This is a genomic window from Bacillus gobiensis, assembly GCF_001278705.1.
Lineage (GTDB): Bacteria > Bacillota > Bacilli > Bacillales > Bacillaceae > Bacillus > Bacillus gobiensis.
The window spans coordinates 65,330-85,395 of record NZ_CP012600.1 but is presented as its reverse complement, the minus strand read 5'-3'; the positions used below and the strand labels follow the sequence as shown (position 1 = coordinate 85,395).

General features: G+C 40.0%; 17 protein-coding genes and 1 pseudogene. 7 read left to right on the top strand and 11 right to left on the bottom strand.

Annotated features, from left to right (window positions below; all coding sequences use genetic code 11):
• Position 1: 1 nt before the first annotated feature.
• Positions 2-778, top strand: coding sequence for a hypothetical protein (locus tag AM592_RS00375; RefSeq protein ID WP_053601943.1), 777 nt, complete (start codon positions 2-4; stop codon positions 776-778).
• Between the two features lie 239 nt (positions 779-1,017).
• Here the strand turns inward: AM592_RS00375 and AM592_RS00370 are convergent, their stop codons facing one another.
• The 5 genes from AM592_RS00370 to AM592_RS00350 form a co-directional block, all read right to left on the bottom strand.
• Positions 1,018-2,607, bottom strand: a complete 1,590-nt coding sequence (locus tag AM592_RS00370; RefSeq protein WP_053601942.1) for an APC family permease — start codon at positions 2,605-2,607, stop codon at positions 1,018-1,020.
• 267 nt (positions 2,608-2,874) lie between these two features.
• Positions 2,875-3,066 carry a hypothetical protein gene (locus AM592_RS00365; RefSeq protein WP_053601941.1) on the bottom strand — a complete coding sequence of 64 codons (192 nt, stop codon included), beginning with the start codon at positions 3,064-3,066 and terminating at the stop codon, positions 2,875-2,877.
• A gap of 78 nt (positions 3,067-3,144) precedes the next feature.
• Positions 3,145-4,551, bottom strand: a complete 1,407-nt coding sequence (locus AM592_RS00360) for a M20/M25/M40 family metallo-hydrolase (protein ID WP_053601940.1) — start codon at positions 4,549-4,551, stop codon at positions 3,145-3,147.
• A gap of 120 nt (positions 4,552-4,671) precedes the next feature.
• Complete coding sequence (locus AM592_RS00355; RefSeq protein ID WP_053601939.1) at positions 4,672-5,010, bottom strand: VOC family protein; 339 nt, start codon at positions 5,008-5,010, stop codon at positions 4,672-4,674.
• Positions 5,011-5,171: 161 nt separating this feature from the next.
• Positions 5,172-5,930, bottom strand: a complete 759-nt coding sequence (locus AM592_RS00350) for a metallophosphoesterase family protein (RefSeq protein ID WP_053605929.1) — start codon at positions 5,928-5,930, stop codon at positions 5,172-5,174.
• 228 nt (positions 5,931-6,158) lie between these two features.
• Here AM592_RS00350 and AM592_RS00345 point away from each other — a divergent pair, with 228 nt between their 5' ends.
• On the top strand, positions 6,159-7,031 hold the full coding sequence (locus AM592_RS00345; RefSeq protein ID WP_053601938.1) for an AraC family transcriptional regulator: 873 nt from the start codon (positions 6,159-6,161) through the stop codon (positions 7,029-7,031).
• A 79-nt stretch (positions 7,032-7,110) separates the two neighbouring features.
• Here AM592_RS00345 and AM592_RS00340 read toward each other — a convergent pair whose 3' ends face one another.
• Positions 7,111-8,478: an MATE family efflux transporter gene (locus AM592_RS00340; RefSeq protein ID WP_053601937.1), complete on the bottom strand. Its 1,368-nt coding sequence runs from the start codon at positions 8,476-8,478 to the stop codon at positions 7,111-7,113.
• A gap of 121 nt (positions 8,479-8,599) precedes the next feature.
• On the opposite strand from AM592_RS00340, the gene AM592_RS00335 reads away from it, so the two are divergent.
• Positions 8,600-9,478 carry an AraC family transcriptional regulator gene (locus AM592_RS00335; RefSeq protein WP_053601936.1) on the top strand — a complete coding sequence of 293 codons (879 nt, stop codon included), beginning with the start codon at positions 8,600-8,602 and terminating at the stop codon, positions 9,476-9,478.
• Positions 9,479-9,852: 374 nt separating this feature from the next.
• Here the strand turns inward: AM592_RS00335 and AM592_RS00330 are convergent, their stop codons facing one another.
• Positions 9,853-11,259, bottom strand: a complete 1,407-nt coding sequence (locus AM592_RS00330; RefSeq protein WP_280882695.1) for a glycoside hydrolase family 68 protein — start codon at positions 11,257-11,259, stop codon at positions 9,853-9,855.
• Between the two features lie 284 nt (positions 11,260-11,543).
• Here AM592_RS00330 and AM592_RS24435 point away from each other — a divergent pair.
• The 3 genes and pseudogenes from AM592_RS24435 to AM592_RS00320 all read left to right on the top strand — a co-directional run.
• Positions 11,544-11,652: pseudogene (locus AM592_RS24435) on the top strand (recombinase family protein); the annotation flags it as partial.
• A 105-nt stretch (positions 11,653-11,757) separates the two neighbouring features.
• Positions 11,758-12,267 carry a YcxB family protein gene (locus tag AM592_RS00325; RefSeq protein WP_053601934.1) on the top strand — a complete coding sequence of 170 codons (510 nt, stop codon included), beginning with the start codon at positions 11,758-11,760 and terminating at the stop codon, positions 12,265-12,267.
• Positions 12,268-12,871: 604 nt separating this feature from the next.
• On the top strand, positions 12,872-13,246 hold the full coding sequence (locus tag AM592_RS00320) for a hypothetical protein (protein WP_053601933.1): 375 nt from the start codon (positions 12,872-12,874) through the stop codon (positions 13,244-13,246).
• A 45-nt stretch (positions 13,247-13,291) separates the two neighbouring features.
• On the opposite strand, the gene AM592_RS00315 is transcribed toward AM592_RS00320, so the two are convergent.
• Genes AM592_RS00315 through AM592_RS00305 form a run of 3 tightly spaced genes read right to left on the bottom strand, consistent with a single transcriptional unit; the run spans position 13,292 to position 16,458 of the window.
• Positions 13,292-14,128, bottom strand: a complete 837-nt coding sequence (locus tag AM592_RS00315; RefSeq protein WP_225970307.1) for a carbohydrate ABC transporter permease — start codon at positions 14,126-14,128, stop codon at positions 13,292-13,294.
• A 20-nt stretch (positions 14,129-14,148) separates the two neighbouring features.
• The gene (locus AM592_RS00310; RefSeq protein WP_053601931.1) at positions 14,149-15,087 is read right to left on the bottom strand and encodes a carbohydrate ABC transporter permease; all 939 of its coding nucleotides are present in this window, start codon (positions 15,085-15,087) and stop codon (positions 14,149-14,151) included.
• Positions 15,088-15,147: 60 nt separating this feature from the next.
• The gene (locus AM592_RS00305; RefSeq protein WP_053601930.1) at positions 15,148-16,458 is read right to left on the bottom strand and encodes an ABC transporter substrate-binding protein; all 1,311 of its coding nucleotides are present in this window, start codon (positions 16,456-16,458) and stop codon (positions 15,148-15,150) included.
• 331 nt (positions 16,459-16,789) lie between these two features.
• Here AM592_RS00305 and AM592_RS00300 point away from each other — a divergent pair, with 331 nt between their 5' ends.
• Entirely contained in the window at positions 16,790-18,013 is a 1,224-nt protein-coding gene (locus AM592_RS00300; RefSeq protein WP_053601929.1) for a macrolide family glycosyltransferase, read from the top strand.
• A gap of 57 nt (positions 18,014-18,070) precedes the next feature.
• Here AM592_RS00300 and AM592_RS00295 read toward each other — a convergent pair whose 3' ends face one another.
• Positions 18,071-19,918 carry a GH32 C-terminal domain-containing protein gene (locus AM592_RS00295; protein WP_225970306.1) on the bottom strand — a complete coding sequence of 616 codons (1,848 nt, stop codon included), beginning with the start codon at positions 19,916-19,918 and terminating at the stop codon, positions 18,071-18,073.
• Positions 19,919-20,066: the final 148 nt, after the last annotated feature.

Below are 20,066 nucleotides of genomic sequence, written 5' to 3'. Positions count from 1 at the left end.
CATGCAAGCTCCAAAACAAATCCTCACTACTTGGAGGAAATTTGACGACTTTCCAATGGAGACGTTATCCAAAGCATGGTTTTATGAGAAAAAACGACCGAACAGACAAAGAGATATAACAGAAATGAAGAAGCATCGCAGCCAATACGGAATTGCAGGCAACTGCTTTGACCTGTCTATCTGGCTGCTTGATGAGTTCTCAAAAGACGGAATCGAGGCTTATCCGATTGGCCATGGACTGAAAACAAATTCTGCCCATGCTGCTGTTATCGCAATCGATGAAAATGGCCGGCGTTATTTATGCGATTTAGGCGACCAATGGATCAATCCAATTTTAATCGATTCAAACAGTGAAGATTATTCCAATGAAAAACAAAGCGGCTTTTTTCCGGCAGCCGATGTCGAAGTGATACCAGCAGGACAGATTTTTGATATCGTTTACTATCGTCCAAATGGAAAACGCTCGCAGCAAACCTATCACACCGAACCCATTGAGACGGCATTCTTTCTCGAGGCTGCCGAATGGTCTCAGCGGAATGTGAAACCAACCCCCCTTTTCGAATGCAGAATCCCTTACAAAAGCGAAATCGCCCATTGGGAATTTGACAACTGGAAAAGCTGCTTAAGTACGAGTGAAGGTCTGTTTCATGAAACGACTGGACAAACAGTTGAAGATTGGGCAGATAAAATCAGCCTTCTGGCCGGGTATGACAAACAGTTTCTTATAGAAGCGTTGGAGATCTACAAGGGAGGAACTATTTGGTGTATGAGGGAGTAGATCAGGGAAGCGCAATTAAACCGTGGAACCATGCAATTACCCATGTGTTCCGTACTATTAATCCTGTGAACCGTGGAATTAACTTCAGTGTAATTGCAATCATCCTACAGAAATTCCTAGCAACTTAGTGTGAAATTCTCCCTTTCACGTGTCTATTTTATATACCTTTATACTTCAAATAGTAAAAAAATGCTATTCCTTTCTATATGTTATAAAAAGGAATAGCATTTCATTATAATTTATTTGACTTCATCATCTTCGTTGGAATGTTCTTTGTCAATAATTGCTTTAGGCAATCCGGAATACTTAGCCCAGTAGTATATCGCTAATGAGCCTACAGCAATAACGAAAAGATCCAATGGATTGCTCAGTACCCCAATTCCTCCACCAAAGGTGCCTAAATATGAGATAATCATCATCATGACATAGTAGACCAAAATCCACATTGCAGACTTAATCTGTTGTGCAAGGCTTACTTCTTTCTTTGGTACATACTTATTAAATATGAGATAGATGATAAACATGACAATTTGTGCCCCTAAAAGCCATGAGATGGTATTCCACCCTGACCAATACACAATATAGGTCGCAAAAATAAATGAAAGTGGTCCTATCACGCTCATACCAGTCAGCTTGAATGGTTTCTCAAGATCTTTTGCATTTACCTTAAAGGCAGCAGAAGAGATTGGCGCTACTGCATACGAAAGAATGAGAGCAACTGAACAAACGTTAACTAGCGCACTCCATGAAGGAAATGGGAGTGTCCAGAAAACAGATAATCCAAATGATAGCCATAGTGAGGCACGAGGGATACCGGTTTTCTTATCAACTTTTGAAAAAACGTTAAAAAGAGTTCCGGTACGAGACCATGCATAAACTAAACGGGAAGTCGTATTCATAAAAATATTCCCGCTTGCTCCCGGGGATACAATAGCATCTAATACAACGAGTGTAGCTATCCACCCGAGGCCGAGTATTACAGCAATGTCTTTGAATGGCAATGAAAACTCATCCTGGATGCCTTCCCAACCGCCTGAAATCATATCTGTTGGTATACTTCCGATAAACAATACTTGAAGCAACGCATAAATAGATGTTGCAAGAATTATGCATATAATCAATGCGATCGGAATATTTCTCTGCGGATTTTTCACTTCACTTGCAACAGAAACGATAGGATGAAGTCCTAGATAGGCAAACATCACCCCGCCAGTTGAAATGGCAGCCTGAATGCCCTCAACTCCAAAAGGAGCAAAGCCTCCTGCTGTAAAATTGGCAGATTTAAAATGAAAGATCAGCACAATGACAATGGTAACTGGTACAATATACTTAAAAATGGATATAAATATATTTGATTTTGCGAATGTTTTTACACTCCAGTAGTTTAAGAGAAAAAACAAGCAAAGCATAGCAAACTGTACAAACCACCCTAATATGGTAGGTGATTCTGATCCTGGTACCGTTAAATTAGGAAACCAAAATGCTATGTATTGGCGTACTGCAGTTACTTCAATTGAAATCAGACTCGTGTATGCCACAATGGTGATCACTGAGATTAAATAACCGACTAAGTGGCCATGAGAATAAACAGGATAACGTAAAATGCCTCCTGTACGGGGGATTGCAGCTCCAAGTTCTGCATAAACCAATCCAATCAGAAGAATGATGATACCTCCGATGATCCATGAGAAACTTCCTACAGGACCTGCTTTTGAAGCCACATTACTGACAGCAAACAGCCAAGCTGATCCAAAAATAGCTCCTAGTCCGATCAGTATAAGATCTAGTAAAGATATTGTTTTTTTAAATTTCCCTTGATTGTTAGACATCAACTTCCTCCTCTAAATGTGAAACCCAACATATCCATGTTTTACATGTAAAGGATTATTACTCACTCATCCTCCTTTTATTTCTTTATTTTCCACTTTTTTCATACCTTTATGTTGAGCTAAAGTGAAATTGCCTATACGTGTACCTATACTAACAAAAACTAATTTTGATGATAAGGGTAAAACTGTAATTTTTACTATTACGAAAAATGAAAATTTTCAACAAAAAAACGCCAACTTTTGTCTACGTCTGAGATTTAATACAGTTTATTTAACCTCCACATTTTCTGAAGTCTGCAAAGCTGCAGATATCCCTGACAGCATATACGCCATATGGACAACTCCCTGTTCGAAGTCTTGGAGGCGAATGGATTCGTTGGGGGCATGTGTCTTCGATCCTGCCCAACCGACTCCAGTGCTGACAATCGGAAATTGAAGCTCTTTTCCGAAAATATACATGGGACCTGTTCCCGCAGAGTTTGGGGCCAGGACAAAAAAACCGCCGACTTTTGTCGACAGCCTGAGATTGAAAGTATACTATTTAACTTTCATATTTTCTGAAGTCTGCAAAGCTGCAGGTAACCCTGACAGCATATACGCCATATGGACAACTCCCTGTTCGAAATCTTGGAGGCGAATGGATTCATTGGGGGCATGTGCCTTCGATCCTGCCCAGCCGACTCCGGTGCTGACAATCGGAAACTGAAGCTCTTTTCCGAAAATATACATGGGACCTGTTCCCGCAGAGTTTGGGGCCAGGATGGTTTCTTTTTGATAGGCATCTTTTGCTGTTTGCATGACGTGGGCAATAAACGGGTGGCTGAAATCAGATCGGTATGCTTTTTGGCCGTTTAACAAAGATACCGTAATATCATGGAAGCCATGCGTCTCCAAGTGCTTTTCGATGCATTGCAATATATGATCCGGGTCTTGGCCGGGGACTAGTCTGCAATCAAGCTTAACTTTGGCGCTTTTCGGCAGGACGGTTTTTGCGCCTTCGCCGGTATAGCCGCTTTCCAGGCCGCAAATCGTCATCGTCGGCTGAAACACCATTGCTTCTCTCGGATCCTCACCTTTTGCTGCAGTAATGAGCGGACGTTTTAATCCGTACAGCTCACTTATGGCCTCTTCATTAAATGGCATGGCCTGCACAGCTTGTTTTTCAGCTTCTTTTGGCTTATCGATTCCGTCAAAAAATCCTTCGACTAAAATTTCATTTTGTTTATTTTTCATTGTGGCCAGAGCTTGAACTAACCTCCATGCCGCATTATCAACATAAGCTCCGACAGAAGAATGCATGTCAATGTCTGCACCAACGGACGTCAGTTCCATATAGGCCATACCTTTAATTCCGGCGACCATGCTAATTCTGTCTTTCTCGTCCTTCCCGCCGAATTCCCAAATGCAGGCATCCGCCTGAAAAAGCTCCTTATATTTCACTATGTAAGGAATCAGATTGGGGCTGCCGATTTCCTCTTCGCCTTCGATCAAAAATTTAATATTGCAGGGCAATCCGCCCTCTACTTCGTTAAGCACCTTAATCGCTGTCAGGCGAGCGATCAAATCTCCTTTGTTATCTGCGGCTCCACGTGCAAATAACTTTCCGTCTACAACGGTTGGCTCAAATGCATCCGTATTCCATTCATCGAGCGGTTCTGGCGGCTGAACGTCGTAGTGATTATAGAAGAGCAATGTTTTCGTAGCATCCCCATCTTTCCCCGCTGCAAAAAATCCATAAACGACCGGATTTCCGCCGAGATCATCTAATATTTGTGTTTCCCCTGCAGCTTCTTCAATCGCCTCTGCGACAAACTTCACTGTTTCGGGAATGTCTTTGTGCTGGGCTGAAACGCTCTGAAGCCTCAAATAGTTTTTTAAGATCTCAAGTGAAGCAGGGACAATTTCTTTTGTATAGTTTCGCAAAGCTTCAAGTGTCTTACTCACGAAAAAAACTCCCTTCAAACGTTTATAATTCTAAATATTTCGACATCTATTTTTATACTCCTTTTCCCCAAAAAATTTTATTAGATTTTAAAAAAGGGAGAAAGAAACACTCCCCTCCAGTCAACATAGCACTTCAACTGTAAATCCCCCGGGCGCCTCAACATAGAATGTATAACCATGTAATTGTTTTGGCGGTTCAACATCGAACCCATCCTCTTTCAAACGCTGATTGATCTGATCTACCTGCTCCTTATTTTCCTGGGGAAATCCAATATGGAAGGTTTTCGGATACTGGACTTTGCTCCCTTTCATTAAAGTTAGGACGAAGCCATCGTCATCAAACATTACCGCAAAGCCGTTCCCGCGGCTCCCTTCACACGTCAGACCAAAATAAGTTTCCAAAAACTTGCGAGCTTCCGGGACATCCGTAACAGTTAGGTTAAGGTGATTGACTTTCATACTACCATCCTTTCTTACTCATTATATTACCTTCATGCAAGTGACCGGGGTTAGAGAAAATTTATATATATTTATGCCGATAACCCGTCACATAAGTTCAATGTTTAATCGTAAGGGTATTCAAAAACCTGAGGAAGCGCTCCAGCTTCATATAACGCTCCCTAGACAGTTTTTAAATTTGCGATCGTTTCAAGATATGGATATTCCGCCGTTCGCAATGCATACTCAAACAGCTTTACATCCGGCATTCCGCTTTCTCTAGCGATGCTTATCGCCCGCTCAATGTCATATGTAACTCTTCTTAGCTGGACGGCGATGTCATTATTTTGTATATCGATTATCGCATAGCTTGCCCGATTATCACCGTCAAATGGCATTCCGATACTGCCGCAATTCACGATGGTCCTTCCTTTGCATTGCCTCACAAATGCGTGATGCACATGACCGAATAAGACAAGCTCCGTTTGTTCATTTTTATGAAGCAAATCCAAATCATCCAGAGAAGCCCATGGATATTGAACGCTATATAAAGAACTTGGCGAAGCGTGATAGGCTTCAACATGAACACCCTCAGCTTCAAACAGGCCTTCGGTTGGAAGATCAGCAAGCCACTCCTGCTGCTCTTGCGACAACCGCTCACCATCATATTCAATTGCCCTAAGCGCCAATTCTTGTTTAAAGGTTTCAGGCTTCCAATCTTTCATTGGAAATCTCGTAAACATGTGATCGTAATTTCCTCTTACAACTATGTAAGGATCTAGTGACTGTAAAAGCTCGACACATTCTACAGGCTGAGGCCCCCTCATTGCAATGTCTCCCAAGCATATAATTCTGTCAGGACTCTGATCACGTAAATCTTGAATTGCTTGTTGAAAGGCAACCGCGTTTCCATGGATATCTGAGATCACAGCCAGACGCATTTCATCACCTTCTTTTCTTAATTTCTCCGATAACAATCTTTCTCTTAATCTATTATAAATCATACTTTTCATTGCGAACAGGCGTCTATAGTTAACCTTATGTAGATTATCTATTCAGGTTGTATAATATTTTCTATAGTAATGAAATACCCATCATAACTGTGCACGAAATGTCGGGTAGATACGAACGACTCCTGTTATTCTAATCGTGAAAGGGAGGTCATAGAAATGGATTTGCTTGAAAAAATGAATGGAGCATTGAACTATATTGAAGAAAATCTTACGAATGATATTGACTTTAAAGAAGTTGCGAAATTGGCTTTTTGCTCGGAATATCATTTTAAAAGAATGTTTTCGTTCATTGCTGGTGTTACTTTGTCGGAGTACATCCGCCGGAGGCGCCTCACTCTTGCAGCATTTGAGATTACGACTAGCAGGATAAAAATAATAGATGTTGCGATTAAGTATGGGTACAACTCACCGGACTCTTTTACAAGAGCTTTCCAAGGATTGCACGGAATAACACCGTCAGAAGCCAGAAATATTGGCCAGCCGCTAAAAGCTTATCCACGAATGACCTTCCAATTAACGATTAAAGGAGGAAACGAAATGAACTATCGAATTGAAGAAAAAGAGGCTTTTCGCATCGTTGGTATTAAGAAAAGAGTGCCGATCATTTTCAAAGGAGTTAACCCGGAGATTGCCTCAATGTGGGAAAGCTTAGATGATGAAAAGATCGATCTACTTAAAAAGCTTTCTAATGTCGAGCCGCTGGGACTGCTTAGTGCATCCACGAATTTTTCTGAAGGCAGAATGGAGGAAAAAGGGGAGCTTGATCATTATATAGGTGCTGCAACAACTAAGGATTGCCCGGATCATCTCACGCAGCTTGAAGTTCCTTCCTCAACTTGGGCAGTATTCGAAGCAGTCGGACCATTCCCTGATACGCTGCAAAATGTATGGGGGCGCATCTATTCCGAATGGTTTCCATCCTCAAACTATGAACAAACAGAAGGACCGGAAATTTTGTGGAATGAGCATAAAGATGTCACTTCGCCGACTTTTAAAAGCGAAATATGGATACCCGTTTTGAAAAAGTAAATATTGTCTAAAGATTGAGGCTGACTTAAAAGGTCTTTAAATGACGACCTCTTTGAGTCAGCCTCCATTTACTAAAGGGTTACGCCATTCCTTTTTTGATCCAAATACGTGAACGCCATCTTCTGTACATTAATATTCCTCTGAACCATTCATCCACGATAAAAGAGATCCAGATGCCCGCGAGTCCGTATCCGAGGTGGATACCGAGCAGATAAGCAATCGGGAGTCCTATGCCCCACATGGAGAGCATCGCCATATAGACTGGAAATTTCGCATCACCTGCTGCCCGCAATGAGTTGATAATGACAACATTGAATGATCGTCCTGGTTCAAGAATAATGGTCATTACGATCAGCATGCTCGCTGTGGCTATGATCTCAGGGTTTTGGCTGAAGATCCCGACCACCTGCTTTGAAAAAATTGAAATGATAATCGAGGTTCCAGCAGCGATTCCGATCGCCCAATATAAGCTTTTCATACAGCGCTCATATGCCTCGTCAAACTGTTTTGCACCGATATTGCGGCTGATTAAAATTTGCGTTCCTTGGCTAATCGCCGTACCAAACAAAATGATGAACATCATAATATTTTGAGTGTACACCTTTGTTGTCAACGCCTGGGCGCCCAAGATTGCAATAAAATACGTAACAATCATTTGCGATCCATTATAAGAAAGCTGTTCACCGGCAGAAGGAATTCCGATCTTCACCAGCTTGCGCAGATGTTCTTTATGCACATGAAATACTTTTTTCAATGAAAGCGATAGGTTTATCCGCTTTTTAACGATGATTATCATGACTGCTAAACCAATAATTCTTGCGACTGAGGTTGATATCGCAACACCTGTTACACCAAGAACAGGAAATCCGAATGGTCCAAAAATAAAAAAATAGTTTCCAATGATATTTAATACATTCATTCCGATCGTGACATACATCGTATCTTTCGTATAACCATAGCTTTTCAATATCGCACTATATGTCATAATTAAGGCTTGGATAAATGACAAGCCGCCGACAATTTCCAAAAACACTTTCGCATCAGGTATCAGTTCGCCTGATAACCCCATCATATTTAACAACGGAACAGCCGCTAAAAACACAGCGGCGCTTATGACAAAGCTAATCACAAAATTGGCGCCGATAGAAACGTAAGCAACCTCCATTGCTTCTTTCTTTTGCTTAGAGCCTAAAAATTGAGAAATAATAATTGTTGTACCCGTGGCAATAAAGCTGAACATCACAATTAATAAATTTAGAATTTGATTGCTCACTCCAACTGCTGCGACGCTATTATCAGAGTATTGGCTGAGCATCAACGTATCGGCATTTCCCATAAACATATATAATGAAACCTCAATAAAAATCGGCCAAGTCAGCGAAAATAATGAGAGGTTTTTTTCAGAAGTTTGTGTGACCGCGGTAGGTTTTAAGACAGCTTGTTTCATAGCCCTGCCCCTTTCAAAATAAAATCAACGTTTAAAAGTGTACCTCCGTTTCCTTATAATAAAAAGGGAAAAAGCCGAAACTTCTTGCAATAATCCGACTTATAGAGAGAGGATGACACCTATGGCTCGAGTGATGTTTGAGGTCCCTCCCTTTCCGGTCTTTATCGCTGCCGGAGAAGGAGTTTTCAAAAAAGGGGAAATGCATGCCAGGCGGACTTTCACTGTGTTCGATCTTTTGTATGTAAAAAAAGGAACGTTATATATCACAGAAAATGAAAAGTCGTTTTCCGTAAAAAGTGGTGAATACATATTGCTTTCTCCAGAGCTGGAGCACTACGGGACAAAAAGCTGCGAAGAGGACACTGATTATTATTGGCTCCATTTTCACGAATCGAATTATGAGTTTGCAGAGACAGGAGGAAATAACTGGGCTGAGCTTCAATACGAAAAAGGCAGCTATGAGGAGCCCGCTAATTTTCACATGTCTTTACCGCGAAAAGGCAAGGTACAACAGACGCAATTTTTGGAAAATCATTTTGAAAGCTTAATTAATTATTCAACCGAAAACTCCGATCTGCCGTTGCGGAAACAAATTTTGTTCGAGGAGCTCCTGCTGCACCTGCAAAAGGAAGCGTTTCAAATTCCCTCGGCCAAAGAACGCGTCGCTTGGGAAGCTGCCCGATATTTGCAAAAGCATTACAAAGAAAAAATTACTGCGGTGAACCTTTCGATTGCGTTGCATTACAATCAAGATTATGTATCACGCTGTATGCAGCAAGTGCTCGGCGTCACCCCGGGTCAGTACACGAACAGAGTAAGAATGACAGAAGCAAAGCGCCTGCTGGCTTCCACGAATGAGAAAATGGGCGTTATTGCTGAAATGATCGGAATGGAAGATCCCACTTATTTTTCAAAGCTCTTTAAGCAGATTGAAGGCATATCTCCGATCGAATATCGAAAAATATTCAGCAGAAAGAAGACTGGTATCGAGGATGAGTAATTGAAAAAAATCGGGATATTAGCGGGAATCCATTAGGAATTTGTGGAATCGATGAACAATCAATCGGAGTTCAATTTGACTCGATCTTTGTCAAAACAAGAAAAATGACCATGTGTGACTCCACATGGTCATTTTCAGCGTGAATGTTTCATATATCATTCTGCTTCTCAAGAATCGAAGAGAAAATCAAACCTGTTGTTCGAAAGTCCTTCCGTTAGAAAAGGCTGCAGACACCCACCGTATGATAGAAACACCGCATACCCGCGTGTAACGATAACCTGCCGTAATTGCTGATGTGCCCGGAGAACCACTGACCTTATGGTTCTTAAGCCTCCCCCACTAAGTCACATTTTGAAAGGAAATAGGCACTAGCTTTATTCAACCGTTAATTGACCTTGCGCTAAGATGCCGTCTTTTACGATAGACGTTTTTGAACCTTTAATGTTCAGCAAGAAGCTTGGTCCAAAAGTAGAATGACGGTATTTAAACAGACCTTTGTTTGTCATGTAATGTGTTACCACGAAAGTATTACCTGACTTTTGTGGAATAACAAAGTGAGCGTAATTAAATGTCACATCGTTTTTGGCAAGATCATGGTGCAAGACGATTCCAGTGTTATTTAATGGCTTGTATTTACCAGTTAGAGAACTGGATACGTAACCTAACATGTAAATGTCATTTTTATCGATACCATCAATGGTCATTTTAATTCCTCTTGAGCTTGTGAACAAATACCATTTGCCATTCTTTCGGAAGACGTTTGCACGTTCGATTTCATCAGTGATTGTATTCGAAGTAATTAATGGTTTCATTTCTCTTTTTAACGTATAATCGCTGTTAATTTCAATAATACCTATTGCTCCATTGGCCATTTTAGCAGTGCGTTTTTTATCGCTTTGAAGCAATTTTTTCTTTTCAGCTTGGAACTCATCTTTTTTCATTCCATAGTATGCTTGGTTGAAAAGTTGCTCCTCACCTTGATAACCGTATTCTGTTCCAGTATTTGCTTCAAACACTAGATATTTATGGCCTTTATCTTCAATATAATGAGGGTCTCTGAGCGTATGGTTATCGCCTGAATTATATGCACCCGCATTGATAAACCCTTGAACATTCTGATAAATTTTACCTTCTCCGCCATCATAGATCGATTTGTGATCTTCTACGCCGTCAACTTGGATCGTGCCGGCAGATGGTTCTGACACATTCACTTGAGCAGTAGTTAACGTTTGTTTACCGTATCCGGTACCTCCATCTTCCAGAGTTCCGGAGAAATCAGTATAGAATAAGCGTAGTTCGCCAGCAGATGTTAACGTTGCGGAACCAGACCACTCTTGCGTTTGATATTTTAGAATCGGATCATTTTCTTTGAATTTATCAGCATCGTCAAATACTCGGCCGGCATTTTTCCAGCTGTTTAAAGAGTTTTTATCAGCTTTTTTATAGAAAAGGTAAATAAAAGCTTCCTCTTTTTTATCTTTAGGATTTTCAGCCAATGTAAATAAAAGGTGGTATCCTTTGTATTCTGCTACTGTGCCATCAGCATTTTGTAGCGGCCAGCTATCCCATACATCTAACTCTGTAATATTGCCATTTTTATCATATCCTTGGGCAGTTGGGATGTTTATGATTGAATTGGGATTGAATTGCGGTACCTCAAAACGTGCATCGTCATGCTGCTGAGGAATTTGAAGCATATGGGAACGCGTGATATGAGATACTCCATAGCTTTCATTGAAATCTCTGCTGTCCTCTTCTTTCACACCCTGATCTTTTTTCATACCTATATCTTTCACTGACGTCCCTAAGTCCCCATCATTGTTATTTCCCATTTTTTCTGCTGAGTTATCTGCGTTGCCGCATGCTGCTGTTAATGCTACTAAAAGCATAATTAACAGGATAGCAGGTAATCTTTTTTTCATGATGAACCTCGCTTTTTTTATGTATTAGTATGTTTTTACCTTCATTTTAGTATGTGATGAATTTGACTCTTTAAACGCAAGATAAAAAAGCACGTTAAAACAGGGTACTGAATTGGAGCGTAGTTTGAGGATACATACCTTTTATGAGTGCTTTTGCAGATTTTACAAAGGGATATGATTGTCGAAAATACCCAGGAAGGAAAAGCGATTGCTAAGCGGCGTAAGGATTTCAGAGAAGGTAAGCCAAACAAATTAACCATATAACAAATATGAAAGGATGGATTTTATTGGAAATAGAAATGTGATAAACTTTCATTATTGTTTTTTATAGATACATAGATATAGGGGGGGAACAGAATGGAACTCAAATATGAATTGACAAAGGATGATTATTTAGCCTTTAATCTACACTATATGAAGCATTCGAAAATGATAAAACAATCTTTATTCATGCAACGCTTTCTTACACCCATTATCTTTTTAGTTCTTCCATTTGTTCTTTTCTGGATGACGAGAGAATTTCTAATTGGTTTTTTCATCACCTTTGTGCTTGTTTCGATAGTATGGATGGCATTTTATCCAAAATACTTTTTTGCCTATATTAAAAAGCGATTATTAAAAGCTCTTAATGAGGGAAGTAACGATAATTTATTAGGCCAACATGTGTTTATCCCGAGTGAAGATGGATTAATTGAAAAAAACAGCGCTGGAGAAAGAAAGACTAGTTGGTCTGGCATAGAAAGAGTGGAGGAAAATGATGATTATTATTTTCTATTTCTTAGCTCAATGAGCGCATATATCCTGCCAAAACGTTCTTCCCGGATAAAGCAATTGAGGAAGAATTCGAGAGAATCATTGATAAGATGAACATACGGTAACGATTTTATTGAATGAATATGGACGGACAAAAAATGATATACATATTTGAGCTTAATTCTCTAAAACCTCTGTTACATTAGTTCTTATCAGCAAGCCACGAGGAAACGAGAAAGGAAAAAATGGCTAGTCTCGAAGAACTTCTGCGCCAGTATGTGATACAGAAGGAAACCCAGTGAACGTCTCGTGAATTTGGAGATCGGAAAGCAGTTCGAGACACCGCAAACAAGCGGGGACTGTTTGATGCCAAAATCCGTGGGCAAGAAAGATCTAATTAGTAAGATAAATGAGCGCCCTGAGAGGATCTTTCAGGGCGCTCATTATTTATCCAACATCAAAAAACGCTTCCTCATTGCGGGTTTGAAATAAAGTAGTACCGACCGGTTATAAAAAAGATGTACTGTTTGCACAAAGAAAAAGGAATACAAACAGCATGGAAATATTTCACAACATACTAGTCTTAGTTTAAGATGTGTAAATTCTTGATCCTTTCATTACAAGAAAAAGGTTGTCTCTAGGTTATCGCCCTGTCATTTTGCCTATCCTTTCATAAGTTATAGGGTATTTATCCCGAAAGAATAGGAGTGCTGTCCAAATGAACCCATATTATTTTAATCCCGGATATGTTCCGCAACAGCCGGATCCATATGCGCCTTATTATTACAATCCCTATGCACAACAGTATGAAGATGATGAGTATGCGAGACAAATACAAATCCCTCAATTTCAGACTTTAGAAAGAAGAGTCAGGACGCTTGAAAGACAAAATGAAGAGCAAGTCAGAGAGATTACCCGGCTGAGTCGGGAAGTCAATCGTTTAAATCGGGAAATCAACCGCATAAACCAGGAAATTAACCGTCTCAATCAAAGTGACGAACGTCAAACACGACGCTTAAACCGTTTGAACCAGAGGCTGCGTGCAGTGGAAAACAGGCTGAACATCCAATTTACAGCGGAAGACGGTTTCTAATAAACAAAAAGCAGGCGCCGCTGGGAGGCACCTGCTGTTTTTTTCTTACTTCATCCCTGTCATCGAAATGCCGCGAATATAGTATTTTTGCAGGAAAAGAAACGCAATGATGATTGGAATTGTACTTATCGTATTCGCCGCCAGGATTTTTGCCCATTCATTTCCAGCTAAAGAAGAATAGTTGGCAATTGCGACTTGAATAAGCTGTTTCGGTTCATCATTAATGACGATTAACGGCCAGAAATAAGCATCCCAGTTCGCTAAAAAGGTTATGATCCCCAACGTAATAAGTGCCGGTACTGCCGATGGCAAAATAATGTTCCAGTAAATTCTGAACCAAGATGCGCCATCCAATCTTGCTGCCTCGATCATGTCTTTTGGTATTTCAGAAAAAAACTGCCTCAATAGAAAGATCCCAAAAACGTGCACTAAGGATGGAAATATGAGTGCCTTATAATCGTTTACCCATCCCAAGTCGTTCATTAATAAATAGTTGGGGACCAATGTCACTTCGCCTGGGATGATCATGGCGGACATAAAGCATACAAAGATCACATTTTTAAACGGGAACTCCAGCTTTGCAAATGCGAATGCAGCCATAGAGTTTATGAAAAGAACGAGGATCGTCACAATGATCGTAACAAATAAGGTATTGCCTATGAACAAAAAGATTGGATTCTGTTCATCAAAGATAACGTCGATATAATTTTGCAAAGTCCATTCTACTGGTAGCAGCAAATGGATGTTCAGGCTTGTCGCATATTGAAAAATTTCCTGATAGCTTCTGAACGATCCCAATACCATCCACAAGATTGGGACAAGAGCAATTAAGGCTAATGCCGCCATGAAAGTATACTTGATTGACAGGGTTAATCTTTTCACAATCATCACCCTTTTTCTGATTAATACTCCACATCTGATTTGAAGAGTCTCATTTGAATCAATGAAATAATTAAAACTATCGCAAACAAAATAAAGGCTGCTGCTGAAGCGTATCCCATATTCATTTGTTCAAATGCTGTCCTGAAAATATAGACCACCGTTGTTTCAGTAGCGCCTGAAGGACCGCCGTCGGTAAGCACATAAACCAATGCAGACAGTTTGATCGCATCGATTGTTGTAATAATAGCCACGAAGGCGATTGTTCGCTTTAACAATGGGAGCGTGATATAGAAAAATTGTTTGATTCTCCCCGCTCCATCTACTCTCGCCGCTTCGTATAAATCGAAAGGAATGCTATTTAAGCCGGCAAGAAAGACAATCATAAAAAATCCCGCCGATTTCCAAACTCCTAAAATAATAACCCCATACATCGCAGTATTCGGATCAGAAAGAAAATTGACAGTCGGCAAATGAAGCGATTCCAGAAAATTGTTCAGCAGTCCGAATTCTTTATTGTAAATTAATTTAAAAACAGTCGCCGCTACTGCCGTTGAAATCACAACCGGAATAAAATAAATCGTTCGAAATATGCCATTTACTTTTGATTTTTTTTGTATTAGCAATGCAATCCCCAGCGAGATGGCGCCTTGCACGGGAACTACGATAACGGCAAAATGGAGAGAATGCAGCAAGCTGTCTAGAAAAACCTGATCCTTCATTAGATTCAAGTAATTTCCGTTACCAATAAAACTTTTTTCTAAGCTGATTAAATTGTATTCTTGAAAGCTGATAATGAAGGCCTGAATCATCGGATAAAACATAAATATGATTAAAAGGACTAATACAGGAAAGATAAACCCAAGCCCCGCGAGTCTCTCCCTTTGCCGATAAGACAGCTTAAAAAATTGCTGGCTTTTGCTTGGCTTCATATTACTTTTTAAAGTTCTATTTGCTTCCAATAGAAACACCCTTTCATTTTGGAAGGAGAAAGGGGAGGGAGTCCCTTCCCCTTTTGCTTTCTATTTTTTTGATTGAAGAGCCTTATCGATTTCCATTACCGCTTCCTCTGCAGAAGCCTTCACGTCCCGATTCCCTATCCCAACGTCTTCAAACAGTTTTTTCATCGCTTTACTGACGGTTGGATAGGCTGGCGTAACAGGTCTGTTTTTAGAAAATTCCTGTGACTGGACTAAAAAGATGTTCTTTGGATACTCATTTAATTCAGGGATCTCTTTTGCGACAGAATACCTGACTGGAATATCTCCGGTTGCTTCTACGTACGTTTTTTGCCCTTCATAGCTCGTTAAATATTTGATAAATTTCCATGCTTCATCCTGCTGTTTCGTTTTGGCGGAAATACCTAAAGTCCATCCACCGTTTGGCGCAACCTGCTTTTCACCCTTAGGTAACGGAGCAACCCCGTAATCCTCTCCTAATTTAAAGTCAGGGAAGTTGCTTGAGAAATGCGCAAGGGCCCAAGACCCATCGATACTGATACCCAGCTTGCCTGTCGCAAATGGATCAGGCGGCAGCTCTACGGCAGCCACTTTCTCTTTTTGATACAAGTCCTGATAGAATTGTAGCGCTTTCAAAGATTCTGGTGAATTGAGAAATCCGTCCGCAGATGTACCTTCCGGATTTAATATTTCTCCGCCAAATTGCCATAGAATTGGAGATTTAAAATATGCCGGTCCTTCTCCTTCGCTGAAACCTTGTGCGGGATCAATCCCATACACGCCATTTTTCGGGTCATTGATTTTTTTTGCTGCCTCCAGTACTTGATCCCAGGTCCAAGGGTTTTTTGGATCTTCCGAAGGCGTCTCAAGCCCTGCTTTTTCAAACATTTTTTTATTGTAGAACATCGCGATACCTGATTGTACAATCGGAGCGAGATAAATTTGATCTTTATAGGATAATCCGCTAAGAGTTGATTCCGGAATATCCTCTATCTCCCCTTCCTCCTTCATGTATTTATCAATGGATAGCAATGCTCCCGCTTCTGCGTAGGCGCCTAAATCAGGACTGTCAACTGCGAAGATATCCGGCGGGCTGCCTGAAGCCAAGGCGGTTCTCAGCTTTGTCGAATAGTCTGCGAACGGAATTGGCGTCATTTTCACATCAACCGTTGGATTTTCTTTCTCATAAGATTTGATCAGTTCTTCATAAACTTTGTTCTCTGCATCATTTCCGGAATTTCGCCAAAACGTTAATTGGACACCGTCCCCTTGAGATTGATCTGAAGTTTCTTTCGATGATGAACAACCTCCTAACAATATACTGATTGCCATGACTGCAGCTGCCGTAACAGCGAAGGCTTTTTTCTTCTTCATCTCTTATCTCCCCCAAATATAGTTATCTTTTTTTCAACTATAGCAAAATAGCCATACGCAGGATTGCAAAATCTTTGGATACGTTTATTTAATTTTTTCGGTTTCTTTTTTTAACAAAATTGTTTTGGTTAATTACTGCACTCTAATACTATTTCACCAAATTTATATTTCACTTTATTGTTTTTTTACTATAACGAAATGAGTATATTAGCTCTATTTGAATTTGTAAACGCTTTAACGATTTACGATACTTACACTTTGTAGTAAAGTGTGGCTAACTGTAATATTTTTCTAACGATCAAGTTATTAATCTTTGAAAGGATTGAATACGATGGCAAATATACTTGTAATTGGATTTCCAGCAGAAGGACATACTAACCCGTCTTTAGGAGTCATTGAGGAGTTAATTTCCCGTGGTGAAAGTGTTGTTTATTATGGAATAGAAGAATATCAAACGAAAATCCAAAAAACTGGAGCGACATTCAGAAATTATTACAATTTCATTGAAAATCTTGATATTGCAAAACGAATGAGTGAAGAAGAGCCGGATGATCAAGATACACTTGAGTTTCTATGCTCATTTTTAGAAGGATATCAAGTAATTATCGAGGAAATTATGTCAGAAGTTGCAAATGAATCATATGACTATGTTTTATATGATCATCATCTTTTTGCAGGATCCATTATTGCAGATTTATTGAACCTTCCTAAAGTTTCATTATGCACAACTTTTGCGATGAATGACCAATTGGCTACTGAGATGATGCCAAGCAGAAATATTGAACCTGAACAGTCGCCATATTATCCTCTTTATCAGAAATTAGTGAAGACATTTAATGAAAAATATGATGTTAACATAAAAAGTGTATTAGACGTCATGTCAAATCCAGGAGACATTACATTAGTGTTCACTTCTCCATATTTCCAACCTCACAGAGAAATGTTCGATAATGAGTATAAATTTAACGGGCCATCGATTGTAAAACGAAAAGATATTGAGGATCTTTCAGAGCTAGAAAGTGGCGAAGATAAAGTAGTCTATTTCTCAATGGGAACCATTTTTAATCAAAAGCTTGAAATATATGATTTGTGTTTTGAAGCTTTAAAGGATTTTAAAGGAACGGTTATTCTTTCTGCAGGTAAGCAAACGGATCTTACGCAATTCAAAAACATTCCCGATAACTTTATTGTTAAAAATTATGTTCCGCAACTGGAAGTGTTAAAGAAGGCAGATCTTTTCGTGACCCACGGAGGAATGAATAGTACAAGTGAGGGATTATATTACGATACCCCTCTAGTTGTTATACCTATGGCTGTCGATCAGTATATGGTAGCTGACCGAGTGACAGAGTTAGGAGCAGGAAAAAAACTAGACAAAAATGATCTTACATCCCAGCTTCTGAATGAAACGATTCAAGAAGTTCTAAGTAATCCGCAATACAAGAAAAATGCAGAAAAAATAGGGCATTCATTACGAACAGCTGGAGGATACAAACAGGCTGCAGATGAAATTTATAAATTTGTATCAAGTAGTACGAAGACTTTATTAAAATAATCCAATATTACAAATGTCCCAAAAGCCTGGCTTTTGGGACACTCTTTTCTTATGTGATTATTCAACAACAAATACAGTAACCTGGGATGTAATCTTTCCAGTTGAATCAGCAGCCGTAATTTCAGCTTGGCCCGGCTTCAGACCTTTAATCACCGCTTTTCCGTCTTTCGTTTGTGTGACTTCAACAACGTCACTTTCCGATTTCCAAACGATGTCTTTCTTTTCTTTTAGAAAATCAGGCTTTAAAATCGCCTGGGTTTCTTTCGATTCTCCTACTTTGAGATCAATCGTCTTGTCATTGACTACGACTCGCTCTGCTTGGTCAGTCTTAGGAGATTTTCTCCAGGTTGATTTTAAATGATAAAAATTGAGTGACTTGAATGTGACTGGTCCGCCATTTGAGTAAAGCTCGATATTCCGATTCGCGGGATTTGTATAAATTAAATTCGAGAATACTTGTTCCCCGTCGTTGATAAATAATTCAACAGAGGATTCATCGACAAAGCCGTGGATTTTCACTTGCTTCTTCTCTGGAGGATAAGGAGAAGTGAATCTTTTCCCAAATTCAAACGGAGCTCCTGTTCTGTCAATGATCGATGGCAATCCTGATTTCGTTCGATCAACAAACAAGGAGGATCCTTCCGATTGATATCCAATGGCAGTCTCCTCTTTCTCCGACTTCCGTAAGCGAATTCCAAACTCCTCAAGAGCTTCCCATTCAGCTACTCCTTCAAATTCAAACGTCGTTCCAGAAAAATCAGAGATCGGCAAGCTCCCGTCGACTTTCAAATCGGTAAAGTTTTTTTCACCTGCCCGCAGGTTTTTCAGTTCTTCAACTGGCTGCTGGACAAGACGAACCTTTCCGTCTTCTTCAGTCTTTAGTGATAATGCCCTAGGAATCGATAATGTTCCCTTCCATGGTTCAGTTGGAGATTGATAAGGATACCGCCAATTTGACATCCACCCTAACCAAATACGCCTGCCATCCTCGGCCGGAACATCAGAATAGGATTGTGCTGCATAAAAATCTCTCCCATAGTCTGTCCACAACACTTCTTCCTTTGGATTATCATTGGTAAAATGAACACCGTCAAACTCTCCAACAAAATATTGAGCGGACGATCCAGCGGTTTCTTCGTTGTCACCGATACTTACGTGCAGTACCCACTTCTTTTTTGCCGGATCGCCATCGACTGGAAGTTGAAATAAATCAGGACATTCCCACACACCTGCTTGAGAGCCCTGCCCTCCAAATTCACTTAGGAAGTCCCATTTCTTTAAATCGGGGGATCCGTAAAAGCGTACGCTAAGGTTTGATGATACGACCATCACCCATTTTTTTGACTCTTCATGCCAAAAAACCTTTGGATCTCTGAAATCCTTTACGCCCGGATTTGGAATGACCGGGTTTCCTTCATATTTCTCCCACGTTCTTCCGTCCTTGCTATAAGCAATGCTTTGAGATTCGACTCCCTCTTTAGCATTCGTAAACATAGCAACCAAACCTGGCTTCCCTTCAAAAAATCCGGTTGTATCGTTCCAATCTACAACAGCACTCCCAGAAAGAGATTGTCCTAAATCATCGTGAAATAAGGCAATCGGCTGATGATCCCAATGAATAAGGTCCTTGCTTATTGCATGGGCCCACTGGCCATTTTGCTGAAAAAACTGATGATATTCTCCTTGAAAATAAACCATCCCGTTCGGATCTGCTAAATTTCCGGCTTCAGGAGAATAATGGTATTGCTGGCGAAATCGTTCCGTAAAATAGTCGGAATCGGCTTCATGAATAGGCAAGGTGAATTCTTTTTCCTTCTCGACCTCTTTTTCTTCCTCGCCTTTACATGCAGCCAGCATTAATATAATAAAGCAAAATACAACCATCATTTTCGTTTTTATTTTCAAAGTTTTCCTCACCTCACTAAGTTGTTCAATCTATAGCCCTAAGACTATCAGATGTTTTTGGTGTTTTCGTTTAAAAAAATTGGATAATAAGATTTGAAAATTTCGGGAATATCGCCCACCAATCAATTAAAAAGCTACATTCTGCATT

Excerpts from the sequence above, each read along its gene's own strand:
- AM592_RS00375 (WP_053601943.1), top strand. The coding sequence starts at position 2 with ATGCAAGCTCCAAAACAAATCCTCACTACTTGGAGGAAATTTGACGAC.
- AM592_RS00370 (WP_053601942.1), bottom strand. The coding sequence starts at position 2,607 with ATGTCTAACAATCAAGGGAAATTTAAAAAAACAATATCTTTACTAGAT.
- AM592_RS00365 (WP_053601941.1), bottom strand. The coding sequence starts at position 3,066 with ATGTATATTTTCGGAAAAGAGCTTCAATTTCCGATTGTCAGCACTGGA.
- AM592_RS00355 (WP_053601939.1), bottom strand. The coding sequence starts at position 5,010 with ATGAAAGTCAATCACCTTAACCTAACTGTTACGGATGTCCCGGAAGCT.
- AM592_RS00350 (WP_053605929.1), bottom strand. The coding sequence starts at position 5,930 with ATGCGTCTGGCTGTGATCTCAGATATCCATGGAAACGCGGTTGCCTTT.
- AM592_RS00345 (WP_053601938.1), top strand. The coding sequence starts at position 6,159 with ATGGATTTGCTTGAAAAAATGAATGGAGCATTGAACTATATTGAAGAA.
- AM592_RS00340 (WP_053601937.1), bottom strand. The coding sequence starts at position 8,478 with ATGAAACAAGCTGTCTTAAAACCTACCGCGGTCACACAAACTTCTGAA.
- AM592_RS00335 (WP_053601936.1), top strand. The coding sequence starts at position 8,600 with ATGGCTCGAGTGATGTTTGAGGTCCCTCCCTTTCCGGTCTTTATCGCT.
- AM592_RS00330 (WP_280882695.1), bottom strand. The coding sequence starts at position 11,259 with ATGAAAAAAGATCAGGGTGTGAAAGAAGAGGACAGCAGAGATTTCAAT.
- AM592_RS00325 (WP_053601934.1), top strand. The coding sequence starts at position 11,758 with ATGGAACTCAAATATGAATTGACAAAGGATGATTATTTAGCCTTTAAT.
- AM592_RS00320 (WP_053601933.1), top strand. The coding sequence starts at position 12,872 with ATGAACCCATATTATTTTAATCCCGGATATGTTCCGCAACAGCCGGAT.
- AM592_RS00305 (WP_053601930.1), bottom strand. The coding sequence starts at position 16,458 with ATGAAGAAGAAAAAAGCCTTCGCTGTTACGGCAGCTGCAGTCATGGCA.
- AM592_RS00300 (WP_053601929.1), top strand. The coding sequence starts at position 16,790 with ATGGCAAATATACTTGTAATTGGATTTCCAGCAGAAGGACATACTAAC.